This window comes from Methylobacterium nigriterrae (assembly GCF_037106235.1).
In the GTDB taxonomy this organism is placed as follows: Bacteria; Pseudomonadota; Alphaproteobacteria; order Rhizobiales; family Beijerinckiaceae; genus Methylobacterium; species Methylobacterium nigriterrae.
Genome location: NZ_JBAWTG010000009.1, coordinates 91,482 through 109,660, shown reverse-complemented (window position 1 = coordinate 109,660; position 18,179 = coordinate 91,482). Strand labels below are relative to the sequence as shown.

The 18,179-nt window shown below is 72.9% G+C and carries 14 protein-coding genes; 7 read left to right on the top strand and 7 right to left on the bottom strand.

Translation table 11 applies throughout. The features are described 5' to 3' along the window. Positions 1 to 227 precede the first annotated feature (227 nt). On the top strand, positions 228 to 1,337 hold the full coding sequence (locus WDW90_RS08045) for a branched-chain amino acid ABC transporter substrate-binding protein (protein WP_336486841.1): 1,110 nt from the start codon (positions 228 to 230) through the stop codon (positions 1,335 to 1,337). Here the strand turns inward: WDW90_RS08045 and WDW90_RS08040 are convergent. After that, positions 1,318 to 1,932: a tyrosine phosphatase family protein gene (locus tag WDW90_RS08040; RefSeq protein WP_336486839.1), complete on the bottom strand. Its 615-nt coding sequence runs from the start codon at positions 1,930 to 1,932 to the stop codon at positions 1,318 to 1,320. The genes WDW90_RS08045 and WDW90_RS08040 overlap by 20 nt on opposite strands. Positions 1,933 to 2,165: 233 nt before the next feature. Here WDW90_RS08040 and WDW90_RS08035 point away from each other — a divergent pair, with 233 nt between their 5' ends. Continuing rightward, complete coding sequence (locus tag WDW90_RS08035) at positions 2,166 to 3,266, top strand: TRAP transporter substrate-binding protein (protein ID WP_336486837.1); 1,101 nt, start codon at positions 2,166 to 2,168, stop codon at positions 3,264 to 3,266. A gap of 15 nt (positions 3,267 to 3,281) precedes the next feature. On the opposite strand, the gene WDW90_RS08030 is transcribed toward WDW90_RS08035, so the two are convergent. Further along, positions 3,282 to 3,512 (bottom strand): hypothetical protein, encoded by a 231-nt coding sequence (locus WDW90_RS08030; protein WP_336486835.1) that lies wholly within the window; start codon positions 3,510 to 3,512, stop codon positions 3,282 to 3,284. A 607-nt stretch (positions 3,513 to 4,119) separates the two neighbouring features. On the opposite strand from WDW90_RS08030, the gene WDW90_RS08025 reads away from it, so the two are divergent. The 4 genes from WDW90_RS08025 (at position 4,120) to WDW90_RS08010 (ending at position 8,088) form a co-directional block, all read left to right on the top strand. Continuing rightward, the gene (locus tag WDW90_RS08025; protein ID WP_336486834.1) at positions 4,120 to 5,508 is read left to right on the top strand and encodes a deoxyribodipyrimidine photo-lyase; all 1,389 of its coding nucleotides are present in this window, start codon (positions 4,120 to 4,122) and stop codon (positions 5,506 to 5,508) included. Between the two features lie 103 nt (positions 5,509 to 5,611). Then, positions 5,612 to 6,949, top strand: a complete 1,338-nt coding sequence (locus WDW90_RS08020) for a chloride channel protein (RefSeq protein ID WP_336486833.1) — start codon at positions 5,612 to 5,614, stop codon at positions 6,947 to 6,949. 86 nt (positions 6,950 to 7,035) lie between these two features. Beyond that, positions 7,036 to 7,215 carry a DUF1328 domain-containing protein gene (locus WDW90_RS08015; RefSeq protein WP_336486832.1) on the top strand — a complete coding sequence of 60 codons (180 nt, stop codon included), beginning with the start codon at positions 7,036 to 7,038 and terminating at the stop codon, positions 7,213 to 7,215. 27 nt (positions 7,216 to 7,242) lie between these two features. After that, the gene (locus tag WDW90_RS08010; protein WP_336486850.1) at positions 7,243 to 8,088 is read left to right on the top strand and encodes an SDR family oxidoreductase; all 846 of its coding nucleotides are present in this window, start codon (positions 7,243 to 7,245) and stop codon (positions 8,086 to 8,088) included. Positions 8,089 to 8,113: 25 nt separating this feature from the next. Here WDW90_RS08010 and WDW90_RS08005 read toward each other — a convergent pair whose 3' ends face one another. Then, positions 8,114 to 9,838, bottom strand: coding sequence for a lysine--tRNA ligase (locus WDW90_RS08005; protein ID WP_336486831.1), 1,725 nt, complete (start codon positions 9,836 to 9,838; stop codon positions 8,114 to 8,116). Positions 9,839 to 10,060: 222 nt separating this feature from the next. Next, positions 10,061 to 10,906, bottom strand: coding sequence for a transporter substrate-binding domain-containing protein (locus WDW90_RS08000; RefSeq protein WP_336486830.1), 846 nt, complete (start codon positions 10,904 to 10,906; stop codon positions 10,061 to 10,063). Between the two features lie 138 nt (positions 10,907 to 11,044). On the opposite strand from WDW90_RS08000, the gene WDW90_RS07995 reads away from it, so the two are divergent. Further along, a complete protein-coding gene (locus WDW90_RS07995) occupies positions 11,045 to 12,958 on the top strand; it encodes a glycosyltransferase family 2 protein (RefSeq protein WP_336486828.1) in 1,914 nt (637 codons plus the stop codon). Here WDW90_RS07995 and WDW90_RS07990 read toward each other — a convergent pair. The 3 genes from WDW90_RS07990 to WDW90_RS07980 all read right to left on the bottom strand — a co-directional run bounded on the left by WDW90_RS07990 (position 12,903) and on the right by WDW90_RS07980 (position 18,127). Next, entirely contained in the window at positions 12,903 to 13,499 is a 597-nt protein-coding gene (locus WDW90_RS07990; protein WP_336486827.1) for an SCO family protein, read from the bottom strand. The two genes, WDW90_RS07995 and WDW90_RS07990, sit on opposite strands and share 56 nt — an antisense overlap. Before the next feature lie 211 nt (positions 13,500 to 13,710). Further along, positions 13,711 to 15,168 (bottom strand): siroheme synthase CysG, encoded by a 1,458-nt coding sequence (gene cysG, locus WDW90_RS07985; protein ID WP_336486826.1) that lies wholly within the window; start codon positions 15,166 to 15,168, stop codon positions 13,711 to 13,713. A 280-nt stretch (positions 15,169 to 15,448) separates the two neighbouring features. Next, positions 15,449 to 18,127 (bottom strand): molybdopterin-dependent oxidoreductase, encoded by a 2,679-nt coding sequence (locus tag WDW90_RS07980; RefSeq protein WP_336486825.1) that lies wholly within the window; start codon positions 18,125 to 18,127, stop codon positions 15,449 to 15,451. Between the last annotated feature and the right edge of the window lie 52 nt (positions 18,128 to 18,179).

The following is an 18,179-nucleotide window of genomic DNA, read 5'->3' as shown; positions in this document are numbered from 1 at the left end:
CCGAGGTCCAGAAGGTGCTCTCCGTCTTCTCCGCCGTCGCAGGCCCCGTCGGAGCCGCAGCCGCGACATACGCCTATACCCGCTGAAACAGCACCCGGAAGAAGAGCCGCCTTCGACCAAATCCCCCTTGCCAAGCTGCGTGGCCTTGCCGTTTCCTCTGTGCTTCCGGACAGGGACGAGGCCGCGGGCTTTGTGCCGGCAGGGGCGTAACGTCTAGAAGGGGCCCGATGAACATCAGACGTGTCGCCCCCCTGCTCGCCCTGGCAGCCGGTCTCTGCGCGCTCGCGCGCCCGGCCGCGGCCGAGATCGTGATCGGGGTGGCGGTGCCGCGCTCCGGGGCCTACGTGGCGGTGGGCGAGCAGGTGCTGCGCGGGGTCGAGGCGGCGGCGCGCGATGCCAACGCCCGCGGCGGCCTCGACGGCGAGACCATCGTGCTCGACGTGCAGGACGATGCCTGCGATTCCAACAAGGCGACGGCCGTGGCCAACCACTTCGTCCAGGCGAAAGTCGGACTCGTGGTCGGCCATGTCTGCTCGAACGCCTCGATCGCGGCCTCCGAGGTCTATGCCCAGAACGGCGTCCTGATGATCACGGCGGCGTCCGTCGCGGCGCGGCTCACCGATCGCGGCCTGCCCACGATCTTCCGGGTCTGCGGCCGCGACGACGACCAGGCCCGGCTCTCGGCCACCGTGCTGGCCGAGCGCTTCCGCGACCGCAAGATCGCGCTGATCCAGGACCTCACCCCCGCCTCGCGCACCCTCGCGGCCGCCACCAAGGACAACCTCAACCGCATCGGCATCAACGAGACCATGTCGGTGGCCTTCTCGCCGAGCGACGCCGACGACGCGGCGCTGGCCGACCGGCTCAAGGCGGCGGGCATCGACGTGGTCTATTACGGGGGCGACGCCGCCGAGATGGGGCGCCTCGTGCGCATCGCGGCCGAGCGGGGCTTCCGGCCGCAATGGTTCGGCACCTCGGCCATCGCCACCCAGGACTTCGCCAGGATCGCCGGGCCGGCGAGCAACGGCGTCCTGATGACCTTCTACCTCGACCCGAGCCGCCAGCCCGCCGCGGCGAGCGTGGTCCAGGCCTTCAAGGGCGAGGGCGTCGACCCGACGGGCTCGACGATCTACGGCTACGCCGCCCTCCAGGCGCTGGTCGCGGCGGGCGACTTCGCCCGCTCGACCGACCCGAAGACGATCGCCGCGACCCTGCACCGGGAACGCTTCGACCTCGTGCTCGGCCCGGTCGGCTTCGACGCCAAGGGCGACGTCACCGCGCAGGGCTACGTCCTCTACGTCTGGAAGGACGGGGCCTTCACGCCGGCGGGGAAGTGACGCCCGGAACGCGGGCCCGGAGGCTCGCACCGAGGCTCTCGGCCGCGTCGACCTCGGCGCCCCGGCCGAGCTCGCGCAGGAGGCCGGCGAGGTGGGGACGCACGCCGAGCTGGCGCGCGTGGAGCCGGCGCACCGCCGCGCTGAGGGAGCCGCCGCGGCCAAGCATCCCGTCCGCGAAGGCGACCATCCGCGCGTTCGGCCAGGCGGGCTCGCGCAGGGCGTGGAGCCTGTCCACCAGCGCCTCCGACGCGGCGCCGGGCTCGGCCTGCGCGAACAGGATCAAGAGGGCCGCGGTCGAGCGCGAGAGCCCGTAATGGCAATGGACGAGGAGATGGCCCGCCCCCGCATTCTCCGCCCCGAAGGCCAGGATCGCCGCGATGTGCTCGGGCTCGGGCGGCACCAGGCCCTCGCCCGGCCCCAGGCAATCGTGGAAGCGCAAGGTCGTGCGGTGATGCGCGCCGTAGGCCACGAAGGCGTCGGGCTCGGGCGTGCCGGGATCGAGGAGCGACAGGACGTGGCTGACGTCTCGCCCGGCATGGCCGGCGAGTTCCTCGAGGCCGCAGACGGTATGGAGGGCGATGCTGTCGGGTGTCATGCGAAATCCGGATGATCGCGTCGCGACGCGGATCTCGGCGTCGCTCGGACGCCGCGCGGGCTGCCTGAAACCGCCGCCCCTATCACGCCCCGGCCCCGGTTTCGAGGCCGGGCGCGACGTGCTAGGGGCGCCCCGCCCGCTGGAACCGCGCGCATGTCGAGGATCGTTTCGGCGCCTTCCCCGTTCGTGATCGGCGGTCGCGTGGCCGAGAACCAGCCTGTGAGCGAGATGTGATGGCTTCCACCCTGCAGAGACGTGCCCTGCTCACCGCCGGGCTCGGCGGCGCCGCGGCCGCCTCGCTCGCCGCGCCCGCCATCGCGGAGGGCGCGCCGGAGCTGCGCTGGCGGCTCGCCTCCGCCTATCCGAAGGCCCTCGACATCCTGTTCGGGGCGACCGAGTCGCTCGCCCGGCTCGTCGCCGAGGCCACCGACGGGCGCTTCCAGATCAAGCCGCTCGCGGTCGGCGAGGCGGTGGGGGCCGAGGGCATGATCGACGCGGTCGCGGCCGGGACCGTCGAGATGGGGCACGGGCCCGCGACGCTCGCGACGCAGAAGGACCCGACCTTCGCGCTCGCCACCGCCCTGCCCTTCGGCCTCAACGCCCGCGGCCAGAACGCGTGGTGGCACGCGGGCGGGGCGGCCGACCTCTTCGCCGAGGTCTTCGCCAAGCAGGGGCTGGCCAGCCTGCCGGGCGGCAATACCGGCGCCCAGATGGGCGGCTGGTTCCGCCGCGAGATCAAGTCGGCCGCCGACCTCCAGGGGCTGAAGATCCGCATCGCCGGCCTCGGCGCCCAGGTCCTCGCGAAGTTCGGCGCCCTGCCCCAGGCCACGCCCGGCCCGGAGATCTACGGCGCCCTCGAATCCCGGGCGATCGACGCGGCCGAGTGGATCGGCCCCTACGACGACGAGAAGCTCGGCTTGCAGAAGGTCGCGCCGATCTATCACTATCCGGGCTTCTGGGAGGGCGGCGCCATGCTCCACTTCTGGCTCAACGCCGAGAAGTGGAAGGCCCTGCCCAGGACCTACCGGACCGTCCTGCAGAGCGCCGCCGCGCAGGTGAGCGCCGAGGTGCAGGCCCGCTACGATGCCCGCAATCCCGGCGCGCTGCGCCGCCTCGTCGCGGGCGGCGCGCAGCTGCGGCCCTTCCCCCAGGATCTGATGGAGGCGGCCCTCAAGCAGGCCAACGAGGTCTACGGCGAGATCGCGGGCAAGAATCCCGACTTCAAGCGCATCTACGAGGCGATGAAGACCTTCCGGAACGAGGAATACCTCTGGTTCCAGGTGGCCGAGTACACCTACGACAACTTCATGATCCGGGCGCGCGCCAGGGGCTGACCTCGCGGGGCGCGGTCAGGCTTCCGGCCGACGCGACTCATCCGCCTCGTCGAGCCGGCGGACCACGTCGCGCACCTCCGCGATCGCCGTGAGCGACCGGTTCTCGAGGAGCGTGATGTCGCCGCGGATCGCGTTGAGCGCGCGGTCCACCTGAGAGAAGCGCCCCTCGATCTGCGCGCTCATCGTGTCCAGGCGGTTGCTCACGCGGCCGATAAGCTCGATCACCCGCGCCTCGCGCTCGAACATCTCGTGCACGTCGCGCCGCACGCCCTACATCGTGCGCAGGACGAGATCGTTGTCGGGGTTCGGCGCTTCGCCGGCCATGGCGCCATGCTACGCCGCGCCTGCTGGGGCCGCCAAGCGGACCGCAGGTTGAAGGAAACGGACCGCGAGTCGAAAGAAAAAAGGCCACTCCCGAAGGAGCGGCCCGAAGTCTAGGGAGGAAACGCCCAAGGAGGGCAGCGGAACCGCGACGCCATCGCGATCCCGCAATGCACAATCTGAACCTACCGCGGCGGAATTCAAGGGCATTGGGGCAGCAGGACTGTCGTTTCCGGTGCGGCTGCGCACATTGAACACGGGCTGTGCTCAAAATGTCGCATGCAGTCGGCCCCTGATTTCAGGCGCCGGCCCGCGCGGCACGATCAAGTTCCGGCGGGATAAAGGCCTGATCGCGCAACTATTTCGGGCGCCGGACAGCTGCCCCTCACTTGGCGGGACTTTCCGCCCGCCGCCGACCGCGCCCGCGGACGCCGCCGCGGCGCGCCCTAGCTTGTCATCGCGGACGCCCCGGCCGATGTCTCGGCAGGTCCCGGGGCGAGGACGGGGCCGGTCTCGGGGGCGACGGCGCATCATGGCGATTCAGGCGGGACGGATCCGCATCCTCCACGACGCGGCGCCGCGGCGAGGCGGGGCCTACGTGCTCTATCTCCTGCAGCAGGCGAACCGCGCGCATTTCAACCCGGCCCTCGAATACGCGATCGAGGAGGCGAACCGCCTCGCGCTTCCGGTGGTCGCCTGCTTCGGCCTGCTCGACGGCGCGAGCGGCTTCCCCGAGGCCAATGCCCGGCACTACGCCTTCCTGCTGCAGGGCCTCGCCGACGCGCGGGCGGGGCTCGACGAGCGCGGCATCGGGCTCGTGGTGCGGAAAGCCTCGCCGGCCGAGATCGCCATCGACCTCGCGCGGGACGCGGCGCTCCTCGTCCTCGACCGGGGCTACCTCGCGATCCAGAAGGGCTGGTACGCCGAGATCGCCGGGCGCGTCGATACCCGCATCGTGCAGGTCGAGGGCGACGTCGTGGTGCCGGTCGAGGCCGCCTCGGGCCGGCACGAGTACGGCGCCCGCACGCTGCGGCCGAAGCTGCACCGGGTCTGGGACGAGTACATCCAGCCCCTGCGGCCGCGCCGGGTCGCCCGGCGGGCGGATGGGCTCGGGCTGACGAGCGCGGTCGACGTGTCGGATCCCGACGCCGTGCTCGCCGGGATGAGCCTCGACCGCTCAGTGCCGCCGGTGAAGCGCTTCCGGGGCGGGGAGAGCGCGGCGCGTGCCCGCCTCGCGGCCTATCTCGCGGGGCCCTTCGCCGATTACGGCACGAATCGCGGCAAGCCCGAGGCCGGGGCGGCCTCCCATATGAGCCCCTACCTGCATTTCGGGCAGATCTCGCCCGTCGAGATCGCGCTCGCGGTGCGGGCCGCGAAGGCGGGTGCGGCGGAGGACCGGGCCTCCTACCTGGAGGAGGTCGTCGTCCGGCGCGAGCTCGCGATGAACCATGTCTTCTACACCGAGCGCTACGATGCCTACGCGCAGGCGGTGCCCGACTGGGCCCGCAAGACCCTCGCCGCGCATGAGGGGGACCCGCGCCCGCACCTCTATTCCGAGGCCGAGCTCGCCGAGGGGCGCACGCACGACCGCCACTGGAACGCCGCCCAGGCCGAGATGCGCGAGACCGGCTACATGCACAACCACCTGCGCATGTACTGGGGCAAGAAGATCCTCGAATGGTCCCCCTCCCCCGAGGAGGGCTTCGCCAGGACGCTGCGCCTCAACAACCGCTACTTCCTCGACGGGCGCGACCCCAATTCCTTCACCAACGTCGCCTGGGTCTACGGCCTGCACGATCGTCCCTGGGCCCGCCGCAAGGTGTTCGGCACGGTCCGCTACCAAAGCGAGAACTCGCTCCGGAAAATCGACGCCAAGGCGTATCTGCGGAGCGTCGAGGCGCTCTGCGCGGCGGAGCGCTGAGGCGAGGCCGGCAGACCCCTCCCCGTGCCGGTGATCCCCGCCGCACGGCGACCCGCAACGGCTTGACGCGTGCGACAGGCCCCTTCCCGACCGACGCAGGATCATGGCGCGACGCATCCTCCACCACCGCTCGATGGCGCGCCTGCGCGGGGCCTCCGCCGATGCCTTCGCGATCTGGCGGCGGCGCCTCCTGTTCCTCGTCGGAGGCATCTGCGTCGGGCTCGCCGCCGTGCTGATGGCGAAGCTCGCGGACGCGGCGCAAGCGGTCTTCAAGGGGATCCTGTCCGTGTCGCCCCTGATCGCGCTGGCGATGACCCCGATCGGCTTCGGCCTCGCGGCGCTGCTCGCGCTCACGGTCTTCCCGAACTCGCAAGGCTCCGGCATCCCGCAGGTGATCGCGGCGCGCCACACCCGGGATGCCGGCCTCCGGCACGCCCTGATCTCGCTGCGGGTCGCCGTCGGCAAGATCGCGGTGATGACGCTCGGCCTCCTCTGCGGCGCGGCCGCCGGCCGCGAGGGGCCGACCGTCCAGGTGGGGGCGGCCATCATGGCGGCGGTGGGCCGGCTGACGCCGCAGCGCCTGCCGGGCCTGATCCTGGCGGGCGGCGCGGCCGGCGTGGCGGCGGCCTTCAACACGCCGCTCGCCGGCATCGTCTTCGGCATCGAGGAACTCGGCCGCACCTACGAGGCCCGCACCACCGGCCTGATCGTGGCGGCGATCGTGGCGGCGGGCCTGACCTCGCTCTGGCTCGTGGGCAACTACACCTATTTCGGCACGACCGACGCGACGCTCGCGATCGGGGCGGGCTGGATCCTGGTGCCGCTGATCGGCGGGCTCGGCGGGCTCGCCGGCGGCCTGTTCAGCCGCGTCGTGATTCTGTTCGGGCGCGGCCTGCCGGGCCGGGCGGGCGCCCTGATCGGGCGGCGTCCGGTCGCCTTCGCGATGCTGTGCGGGCTCGGCGTCGCGCTCTGCGGGCTCGCCTCGGGCGGCGCCGTCTACGGCACCGGCTACGAGGAGGCCCGCGCCATCCTGCACGGGGATGCGCCGGCCCGCCCCGACTTCGCGCCGCTGAAGTTCGCCGCCACCGTGCTCTCCTCCATCAGCGGCATCCCGGGCGGCCTGTTCGCCCCCTCGCTGGCGGTCGGGGCCGGCCTCGGCGCCGCGTTCCACGACCTGTTTCCCGGCGTCTCGATCGGCGCGCTCGTGCTGGTCGGCATGGTCTCCTACCTGACGGGCGTCCTGCAGGCGCCGATCACCTCCTTCGTCATCGTCACCGAGATGACCCAGGACCACGCCATGATGATCCCCTTGATGATCGCCGCGCTCATCGCCGACGCGGCCTCGAAGCTCGTCTGCCAGGGCGGGCTCTACCACGCGCTCGCCGACCTCATCCTGGCGCGGGCCGACCCCGCGGCCCTGCCGGCGAAGCCGGCGGCGTGAGACAGGACGCACGGCGCTCGGCCGTGTTCCGGAACGGTTGAGCTTCGGCCGGGTTGACCGGTCGAATCGGACGCCGGAATTCGCGCATGACCCTCCTGAAATGGGCCCTCATCTGCTTCGTGATCTCGCTGATCGCGGGCGCCCTCGGCTTCACCGGCATCGCCTCGGGCGCGGGCTCGCTCGCCCGCATCCTGTTCGGCCTGTTCCTCATCGTCGCGATCGTGATCGTGGTGGTGGCCTTCGCCATCGGGCAGGCGGTGTTCTGAGCGATGGCCGAGATCCGCTCAGGGTCGATGGCCGGCAAGGTCTGCCTCGTCACGGGGGCGACCTCCGGGATCGGCTACGAGACGGCGCTCGGCCTGACGAGGGCCGGCGCCCAGGTCGGGATCGTCGGGCGCGATCCCGCCAAGGTCGAGCGCGCGATCCGCGCGATCGGCGCGGCCGTGCCCGGCGCCGTGCTCGACCCGTTCGTGGCCGATCTCTCGGCGCAGGCCGAGATCCGGCGCCTCGCCGCCGCGGTGCTGGCGGCCTATCCCCGGCTCGACGTGCTGGTGAACAACGCGGGCGCGATCTTCGACCGCCGCGAGGTCACCGTCGACGGCATCGAGCGGACCTGGGCCCTCGACCATCTCGGCTATGTCCTGCTGACCCTGGAGCTTCTCGATCGGCTCAAGGGCAGCGCGCCCGCCCGCATCGTCAACGTGGCCTCGGCCGCGCATCTGCGCGGGCACGTCGACTTCGCGGATCTCGAGGGCGCGCGGTCCTACGGCGCCATCAGGGCCTATTCCCAGGCCAAGCTCGGCAACGTGCTCTTCACCTACGCGCTCGCCCGGCGGCTTGCCGGCAGCGGCGTCACGGTCAACGCGCTGCATCCGGGCGTCATCAACACAGGGTTCGCCAAGAACACGCGCGGGCTTCTCGGCTTCGGCTGGGGCCTGATCCGGCCCTTCCTGAGGCCGCCCGCGGAGGGCGCGGCGACCTCGCTGCACGTCGCCACCGCGCCCGAGCTCGCGGGCGTCAGCGGGCGCTACTTCTCCCGCTGCCGGGAGGAGCCATCCTCGCCCGAGAGCCGGGACGAGGCCGTGCAGGAGCGGGTCTGGGAGGCGAGCCTGCGGCAGATCGGGCGGGCGGTGCTCTGAGGCACGCAGGATCGGGCGCGCCGCCTCACCCCGTCCCGGCCGCGCCTCCGGCGAGCCCGGCCTTGAAGGCCTCGTGCGCGCGGGCGAGATCGCCCGAGAGCGCCCTCGCGATCAGCGCCCGGGTCTCGTCCACGCCGTAGAGGGCGACGAAGGAGCCGAAGCGGGGGCCGCGGGCCTCGCCGAACAGGATGTTGTAGATCGTGGTGAACCACGCCTGCGACACGCCGGGGCGCCCGTCGGGGCTCTTGGCCTTGCCGGACAGGTCCGGGAAATGGCGCCGTCCCACCTCGTAGACCGCAGCCTGCAGCGCCTCGGGATCCGTCGATCCCGCGTGCCCGGCGAGCGTGGCCGAGAGGTCCTCCAGCGCCGCGCGCTCCTCGGGCGTCGGCGCCCGGTAGGTCTTCTGCGGGCGCACGAAGTCCCGGTAATAGGCGAGCGCGCGGTGCACCAGCCGATCGAGGCCCGGATGCGTGCCAGGGCCGACATCGGCCGCGTAGCGCCGGATGAAGCCCCAGAGCACGCCCGCATCCTCGGCATTGGCCACGGCCACGAGGTTGAGGAGCATCGCGAAGGTCAGCGTCGTGCCGGTCCCGCCCTCCCCGCCCCCGATCGTCTCGGGCGGCGGCGGCTCGCCGGCATGCAGGTGCCAGACCGGGTTGCCGAGCCGCAGCTTGGCGTCCTGGGCCGGGTAGCGGTCGAGGAAGTTCAGGTACTCGTCGACGTGGCGCGGGATCACGTCGAAGAACAGGCGCTTCGCCTCGCGCGGCTTGCTGTACATGAACAGGGCCAGGCTCTCGGGGGTGCCGTAGGCCAGCCACTCGTCGATGGTGAGCCCGTTGCCCTTCGACTTCGAGATCTTCTGGCCCTTCTCGTCGAGGAACAATTCGTAGTTGAAGCCCTCCGGCGGCTCGGCGCCGAGCGCCTGGGCGATCCGGCCCGAGAGCTTGACCGAATCGATCAGGTCCTTGCCGGCCATCTCGTAATCGACGCCGAGCGCGACCCAGCGCATCGCCCAGTCGGGCTTCCACTGCAGCTTGGCGTGGCCGCCGGTGATCGGGGTCTCGTAGGCCTCGCCGGTCTTCGGATCGCGCCAGACGAGCGTGCCGCGTGCCGCCCGCATCTCGTCGATCGGCACCTGCATGACCTCGCCGGTGACGGGGTGGAGCGGCAGGAAGGGCGAGTAGCTCGCCGAGCGCTCGGCGCGCAGCGAGGGCAGCATGATGTCCATGACCGCGTCGTAGCGCTCGGCGACCCGCATCAGGGCCGCGTCGAAGACGCCGGAGCGGTAGCACTCGGTCGCCGAGCGGAACTCGTAGTCGAAGCCGAAGGCGTCCAGGAAGCGGCGCAACTCCGCGTTGTTGTGCGCGCCGAAACTGTCATGCGTGCCGAACGGGTCGGGCACCCGCGTCAGCGGCAGGTTGAGGGCGCGCGTCAGCATCGCGCGGTTCGGCACGTTGTCGGGCACCCTGCGCAGCCCGTCCATGTCATCCGAGAAGGCGATGAGCCGCGTCGGCACCGCATCCTTCGTGAGCACCCGGAAGGCGTGGCGCACCATCGAGGTGCGCGCCACTTCGCCGAAGGTGCCGATATGAGGCAGGCCGGAAGGCCCGTAGCCGGTCTCGAACAGAACCTCGGCCTTGGGCCTGCGCTCCAGCCGCGCCACGAGTTTGCGGGCCTCCTCGAACGGCCAGGAGGCGGCCTGGGCGGCGGCCTCGATCAGGGCGGGGTTGGGGGAGAGCGGGGACGGCATGGCGGACATTGTCGGTCTGGATGGGGGTCTGTCGCGAAGGGCGGCACCCTAGAGCATGCTGCGAAAAAGTGGCAACGGTTTTTCGCTCAAAGCATGCTCTAACTTATTGAATCGATCATGTTTTCTGCGTTTTGACCGATTCGGTCGAAACGCAGTATGATCGCGTGCGCTTTGCCGCGCTGCGAAATTCCCGGGGCGCTTTTTTGTGGCGCGACGCCTGCGTCAGAACGGGCTGATGGGGAAGAACCGGAGATACAGCTCCGCGTACTTTCCGTCGTCCCAGATCCGCTGGAGGGCGTCGTCGAGCGCGCGCGAGAGGGCGGCGTCCTCCTGGCGGGTGACGAGGCCGATGCCTTCCCCGAAATAGCGGTTCTCGAGGTAGTCGCCGCCGATCAGCGCGCAGCAATGGCCGGCCTCGAAGCCGCCGACCCAGAGGGCGAGGTTCAGCCCGTCGGCGAAGACGTAGTCCGTCTCGCCGCGCCGGAGCGCCCCCTCCGCCGCCGAGAGGTCGGTGAACTCCCTCGGGGCGGCCTTCGGGAAGAACGCCTTGAGATAGGCCGCGTGCGCGCTGCCGCCGATCACGCCGACGCTGCGGCCCGCGAGCGCCTCGGCGGAGGGCGCCGGCAGGCCGCGGTCGGTGCGGGCGACGAAGCGGGCGGGCCAGCGGAAATACGGCCGGGTCGCCAGGAACTTGGCGCGCAGCGTCGGGGTCAGCGGGATCGCGGCGGCGACGACGTCGCCCTGCCGCTCGTTGAGCGCGTCGAGGAGCGTGTCGAAGCGGCGCGCCTGCACGGTGCAGGAGATCGCGAGGCGCTCGCAGACGGCGCGCGCGAGCTCCACCACGAAGCCGGTCGGGTTGCCGTCGGGACCCGCGAAGTGCATCGGCGGGAACTCGTCGTCCGTGAGGAAGCGGACGGGGCGGCCGGTCTGCGGCGCCTCGACCCGCTCGCCGCGGCTGCGCGGGTTCCAGAAGTTCGGGATGGCGACCCGCTCGGCGGCGGGCGGCGGGGGCGGATCCTCGGCCCGGGCCGGCGGCGCGACCGTTGCGCCGGCAACGACAAGAATCACAAACGCGAGATCCCGCCCGGAAAGCCGGCGCGGTCGCCTTGACGGTGTGTCGGCGCCCATGATGCGTTGGCGCAATGCGGAGAAGGTTCGGCTCACCTCCTCCCCCTAGCACGTTCCGGGGCCGGCGGGAGCGGGCTCGTGTCGTTCCTCGGGCTACGGTCGCCCTGGTCGGGTACGCTGGCGCTGCCGCCCGAGCTTGGCTTCCTGCTGGCGGAGGGCACGCCGCCCGCGACGCTGCTGCGGGCCGCCGCCCTCGCCCGCGAGAGCGGAACCGACGGGGCGACCGCCCTGATCCAGGCCGGGCTGATGGGCGAGGAGGCCTATTACCGGGCGCTCGCCCGCACCCTCGGCGCCCCCTTCCTCGATCGCGCCGTCGCGCTGCGGGCGAGCGTGCGCTTCCCCGAGAGCCTCGCCGCCGGCATCGCGCCGCTCGCGGCCGGCGCCCCCGCTGCCTTCGTGCTCGCGCCGCGCGGGCCCGAGATCGCCGAACTCCTCGCCGGGCGCAGCCCTCCGGGCCGCGTACCCGCCATCACCACGCCGTCCCGCCTGCGCGCGGCCGTCTTCGCCGCCCTGCCGGACCGGATCGCGGCCTATGCCGCGGACGAGCTGCAGGTGCGACGGCCGGACTGGGCCTTCCGGCCGGGCCCGCGTGCGAGCCACATGGCGCTCGCCGGCCTCCTCGTCGTCACGGCGCTCGCCGTCTTCGCCTGCCTGCCGGGCTGGCTCGCGCTCGCGCTCGTCGCCGCGGTCCAGAGCGCCTTCCTGGCGATGGCGACCTTCCGGATCGCCGCCCTCTGCATCCGCGCGCCCGTCGCCGCCCCGGCGGCGGACCTGCCGGAGGCGGAGCTGCCGGTCTACACGGTGCTCGTCGCCCTCTACCGGGAGGCCGCGGTGGTGCCGCGCCTCGTCGGCGCGCTGTCGCGGCTCGACTACCCGGAGGCGAAGCTCGACATCAAGCTCGTGATCGAGGCCGACGACGCCGAGACCGCCGCCGCTCTCGCGGCCGAGGCGCTGCCCGCCTGGTTCGAGGTGGTGGTGGCCCCGCCCGGCCTGCCGCGCACCAAGCCGCGGGCGCTCAACGTCGCGCTGCCGCTCGCCCGCGGCGCCTGCCTCGTCGTCTACGACGCCGAGGACGTGCCGGATCCGCGGCAGTTGCGCCTCGCGGCCGGGATCTTCGCCGGATCCGGGCCGGACGTCGCCTGCCTGCAGGGGCGCCTCGTCATCGACAACGCCCTGGATTCCTGGCTCACGCGCTGCTTCGCCCTCGAATACGCGGCCTTGTTCGACGTGCTCGGGCCGGCGCTCGCCCATTGGCGGCTGCCGACGCCGCTCGGCGGCACCTCGACGCATTTCCGCACCGAGGTCCTGCGCGCCGTGCACGGCTGGGATGCCTGGAACGTCACCGAGGACGCCGATCTCGGGATGCGGCTCGCGCTCGCCGGCTACGCGGTCGGCGACCTGCCGAGCGCCACGATCGAGGAGGCGCCGGCCGCGGTGAAGCCTTGGCTGCGCCAGCGCACCCGCTGGATGAAGGGCTTCATCCAGACGAGCTTCACGCATCTGCGCAGCCCGCTCGCCAATCTCGGCCGCCTCGGGCCGATGGAGGCGCTCTGCGCGCTGGCGATGCTGCCCGGCACCGTGGTCTCGGCCCTGGTCTATCCCGTACTCACGGCCGGCGCGGCGGTCGCCTTCCTGCTGCGCGAGGTCGAGTCCGGCCCGGCCTTCTGGCCGAACCTGCCGACCGGCCTCGCGCTCACGATCTTCGCCACGGGCCTCGCCGCGATGCTGCTGCCGGCCGCGCTCGGCGCGATCCGGCGGGGCTGGTTCGATCTCGTGCCCTTCGTGCTGGTGCTGCCCGCCTACTTCGTCCTCGTCAGCCTCGCGGCCTGGGCCGGCCTGATCGAGCTGATCCGGGCGCCGAACCGCTGGAACAAGACCGAGCACGGGCTCTCGCGCACCTCGCGCTCGGGGGCGCTCGGCCGGGCGCCGGGCGCGGTCAGATCCGCTTCGCGAGCTCCGCCGCGGTCTCGTCGGCCGGCCGCTGCAGGTTGAGGGCGCCGAGGAAGCGGTTCTTCCCGTCCATCACGTAGACGAGGGCCGTGTGCTCCATCGTGTAGTCCTCGCCCTTGGTCGGCACCCGCCGGGCATAGGCGCGGTAGGCCTTGACCGTTGCGGCAACCTGCTCGGGGCTGCCCGTGAGGCCGACGATGCGCGGGTCGAAGCTCTCCAGGTAAGTCTTCAGGCTCGCGGGCGTGTCGCGCTCCGGGTCGACCGTGATGAAGGCGACCTTCATGCCCTTGGCCCTGTCGCCGAGCGCCGCCAGCACGTCGGAGATCTGCTGCAGGGTGGTCGGGCAGATGTCCGGGCAATGCGTGAAGCCGAAGAAGACGAGGTGGGTGGCCCCGGCGAAATCCCGCTCGGTGACGGTCCTGCCGTCCTGGTTCACCAGCGTGAAGGGGCCGCCGACGCTCGCGGTGGCGACGCCGCCGCGGTCGGGCGCCAGGGTCAGAACCGCCACCGCGGCAAGCCCGATCAGGCCGAGCAGGAAGGCTCCGAGCGGCAGGAGCAGGCGGCGCGTCCGGTCGGACAGCATGGGAAACCTCTACGCGGACGGCCGCGCGAGGAGCGGCGGCCCGGGCGGCTGCGAACCACGGCGAGGCCGGGCTGGCAAGGGGGCACGGGGTCGCCCCGGGGCAACCGCCCCCGAAGGAGCGAACGGGATGGGGAGGCCTCCTTCGAGGCCTCCGCCGCGCTCCGGCGCCTCGGGACGGGGAAGCGGGTTGGAGCTCGGCCGCCTCGCCCCGTCAGGATGCGGCGGCGGCCTCGCCCGATTCCGCCGGCAGCGCGGCAACGCCGCGGGCGAGCGCCTCGCCCACCATCAGGATCGCCGGGCCCTCGTGGCCCGAGGCCTCGACCCGGTCGGCGAGGCTCTCGGCGCTGCCCCGGACCACGGCCTGGCCCGGCCGCGTCGCGTTGAAGACGACGAGGGCCGGGGTGGCGGGCTCGAGCCCCTCGGCGATCGCCCGCGCCAGCAGCGCCGGCAGGGTGCGCTTGGGCATGTAGACGACGGTGGTCACGCTCGGGTCGGCGAGCGCGCCCCAGTTCAGGTCGTCGGGCAGCGCCCCGCGCCGGTCGTGGCCGGTGACGAATTGCAGGCGGCGCGCCGCGTCGCGGTGGGTCAGCGACACGCCGAGGGCGGCGGCCGCGCCCTGCGCCGCGCTCACCCCCGGCACCACCGTGACGGGGATGCCGGCCGCGCGGCAGGCGTCGATCTCCTCACCGGCCCGCCCGAAGACCAGGGGGTCGCCGGACTTCAGCCGCACCACCTGCTTGCCGGTCCGGGCGAGCGACACCATCAGGGCGTTGATGTCGTCCTGGCGGCAGGAGGGGCCGTGCCCCGTCTTGCCGACCAGCATGGTGCGGGCCTCGCGCCGGGCGTAGTCGAGGATCTCGGGGGCGACGAGGTCGTCGTACAGGATCACGTCGGCGTTGCGGAGCGCGCGCAGCGCCTTGAGCGTCAGGAGCTCGGCATCGCCCGGCCCGGCGCCGACCAGGGTGACGGCGCCGCCGCGCGGGGCGGCCTGCATCTGCCCGATGAGGTCGGCGAGGTCGGCCTCGGTCGGCGCCCGGTCGGGCTCCGCGAAGGCGCGGTCGCTGAAGCGCTCCCAGAAGGCGCGGCGCTCGGCGAAGGCGTGGAAGCGGGCCTGGATGCCCTCGCGCCAGTCGCGGGCGGCGGCCACCCAGGCCGCGAAGCCGCGCGGCAGCATCGCCTCGATGCGGGCCCGCACGGTCTGGCCGAAGACCGGCGCCGCTCCCTCGGTCGAGATGCCGACGACGAGGGGCGAGCGGTTGACGATGGCGCCGAACTTGACGTCGCAGAGATGGGGCCGGTCGATCGCGTTGACGATGCAGCCTGCCGCGCGCGCGGCCTCCACGAAGGCGACGCACTCGGCCTCGTCCTCCATCGCGCCGATGGCGAAGGCGGCGCCGGCGAGGTCCGCCGGCGTCCAGCGGCGCGCGTGCAGCGTGACGCGGCCCGCCACGATCTCCGAGGGGACGGCGGCGAGTTCCTCGCCCGGCTCCGGCGCGTAGACGTCGACCTCCGCGCCCGCGGCCGCGAGCAGCTTCACCTTCCAGGGCGCGCCGCCGCTCGAGCCGGCCAGCACCGCGCGCCGCCCCTGGAGCGGCACGAAGACGGGCAGGACCGCCAGGGGTTCGAGGCCGGGACCGCGCGTCTCGCGGGGCTGGCGGGGTGTGCTCATGGTGTCGATGCCGGTTGGACTTGAGAACGCAGGCGGTGCCGGACGATGCTCGGGTCCCCTCTCCCGTGCGGGAGAGGGACAGGGCTCGGGTCCCCTCTCCCGTGCGGGAGAGGGACAGGGCTCGGGTCCCCTCTCCCGTGCGGGAGAGGGACAGGGTGAGGGGTGCGACCTCTCCGAATGCGTCGTACCCCTCACCCTGTCCGCGTGAGGCGGACTCGACCTCTCCCGCACGGGAGAGGTGGCGCGTCGCGCCACGCGGCACCGCCCCGCACCATGGGGCTCAAGCCGCGCTGCGCGCAAGCGTTTCGGGCAGGAGCTTGCGGATCTCGGGTATGCAGGAGCCGCAATTCGTGCCCGCCTTGCAGGCCGCGCCGACCGCCTCGACGGTGCCGGCGCCGGCCGCGATCGCGCCCGCGATGGCGTCGAGGCCGACGCCGTGGCAGGCGCAGATCGTGGGGCCGGCCGCCGCGGCGGCGGCGCGGCCGGAGAGCAGCGCGCGCCGCACCGGCGCCTCGGGCTGATCCTCGGCGAACAGGGCCTTGGCGGCTTCCCAGTCGGGCTTGTCCTCGGCGGGCGCGAGCGACAGGCTGGCGACGAGGCGGCCCTCCCGGTAGACGGCGCAGCGGTAGCGCCCGCGGGCATGGTCGGCGTACTCGGCGAGCTCCAGCCCCTGGAAGGCGCCCCGCATCAGCAGCGCGATCTCGCGGGAGCCGTCCTGCGCGGCGAATTGCAGGCCCGAGCCGCCCTGGATCGCGGCGCGCGCCCACCACCAGCCGGAGGGCGCCGCGAGCGGCTCGCGGGTCAGCAGGAAGCCGCGCGAGCGGTAGGCGACCGGCCGGATCCGGGCCGGCGTCGCCTTGAGCTCGGGCTGGCCCGAGACGGGATCCGGCACGCCCCGCACCACGGCGCCGACCCGGGCCTTCGAGGCGTTCATGTCGCTCCAGTGCATGGGCATGAACAGGGTGCCGGGACGGATTCCCGCCGTGACCACCAGCTCGAGCTCGGCCGTGCCGTGGGCCGTCGCCACCTCGGCGATGCCCCCCTCCGCGAGGCCGAAGGCGGCCGCGTCGTCCGGGTGGATCTCCACGAAGGGGACCGAGCGGTGCGCCGAGAGGCGCTGGCTCTTCCCGGTGCGGGTCATGGTGTGCCAGTGGTCGCGCACGCGGCCGGTGTTGAGGACGAGCGGGTACTCCGCGCTCGTCTCCTGCGCGAGCGCCGGCGGCTGCACGGCGACGAAGCGGGCGCGCTGGTCGAAGGTGTAGAAGCGCCCGTCCGCGAAGAGGCGGGCGCGGCCCTTGGCCGCCCCGCGCTTCGGCAGCGGCCACTGCACGGGGGGATTGGCCGCGTAGGCCGCGTCGCTGAGGTCGCTCAGGGCGCCGATATCGAAGTCGCGGCTGCCGTTGTTCTCGAAGCCCGAGAGCGCCGCGTGCTCGCGGAAGATCGCCGCCGCCGAGAGGTAGGCGAAGCTCTTGCCGTGCCCGAGGCGGCGCGCGACGTCGCTGACGATCGCCCAGTCGGGCCGGGCCTCGCCGGGAGCCTTCAGGAAACTCCGCTGGCGCGAGATGCGCCGCTCCGAGTTCGTGACCGTGCCGTTCTTCTCGCCCCAGGCGAGCGCGGGCAGCAGCACCGTGCGCTTGCCCGCGGCCCTGGCCGTGTCGCTGTCGGAGACGGCCTCCGAGACCACGTAGAGGTCGAGCTTCTTGAGCGACGCCCTGATGGCATCGGCGCGGGGCATCGACACGAGGGGGTTCGTGCCCATCACCCAGAGCGCCCTGATCTTGCCCCGGTCGATCGCCTCGAACAGCGCCACCGCCTTCATGCCCTCGCCCGTGATGATGCGCGGCGCCCCCCAGAAGCGGCGGACGCGGTCGACCTCCTCGGGCGCGAAGTGCATGTGGGCCGCCAGCATGTTGGCCAGGCCCCCGACCTCGCGCCCGCCCATGGCGTTCGGCTGGCCGGTCAGCGAGAACGGCCCCTGGCCGGGCTGCCCGATCCGCCCCGTGGCGAGGTGGCAGTTGATGATGGCGTTGCCCTTGTCGGTCCCCTGGGCCGACTGGTTGGCACCCTGCGAGAAGGCGGTGACGACCCGCTTCGTCCGCGCGAACAGGTCGACGAAGCGGGCGATCTCGGCCTCCGCCAGGCCCGTGGCGGCGGCGGTGGCGGCAAGGCTCGGCGCGATGAGGCGGGCGCGGTCCAGCGCCGCCTCGAACCCGGACGTGTGCTCGGCGATGAAGCGCCGGTCGAGGCCGCCCGTCTCCGCGAGGTGCACGAGGAGGCCCGAGAACAGGGCCGTGTCGGTGCCGGGCCTCAGCCCGAGGAACAGGTCGGCCTCCTCGCCCGTCTGGGTGCGGCGGGGATCGATCACCACGAGCTTGGCGCCGCGCCTCATGCGCGCGTCCGCCATGCGGCGGAACAGGATCGGGTGGCACCAGGCCGCGTTCGAGCCGACGAGCACGATGAGGTCGGCCTCGTCGAGATCCTCGTAGCAGCCCGGCACCGTGTCGGAGCCGAAGGCGCGCCGGTGCGCCGCGACCGCGGAAGACATGCAGAGCCGCGAGTTGGTGTCGACGTGCGGCGTGCCGATGAAGCCCTTCGCGAGCTTGTTGGCGACGTAGTAATCCTCCGTGAGCAATTGACCCGACAGGTAGAAGGCGATCGCGTCGGGCCCGTGGGCCTCGGCGGTCCGGCGGAGGCCGCCGGCGACCGCGCCGAGCGCCGCCTCCCAGGAGACGCGGGCCCCGTCGAGCATCGGGTGCAGCAGGCGGTTCTCCAGCGACAGCGTCTCGCCGAGCGCCGAGCCCTTGGAGCAGAGGCGGCCGAAATTCGCCGGATGCTCGGGATCGCCCGCGATCCCGGCACCGCCCCGGCCGTCCGGGGTGGCGAGCACCCCGCAGCCGACGCCGCAATACGGGCAGGTGGTTCGCACGGCGGACGGCGTCTCCGGCTGAGGTGCGGTCATGGAGAATCCTCGGGTGCGTCTTGGGGTGCGTCTTGGGGTGCGTCTCGCGGCG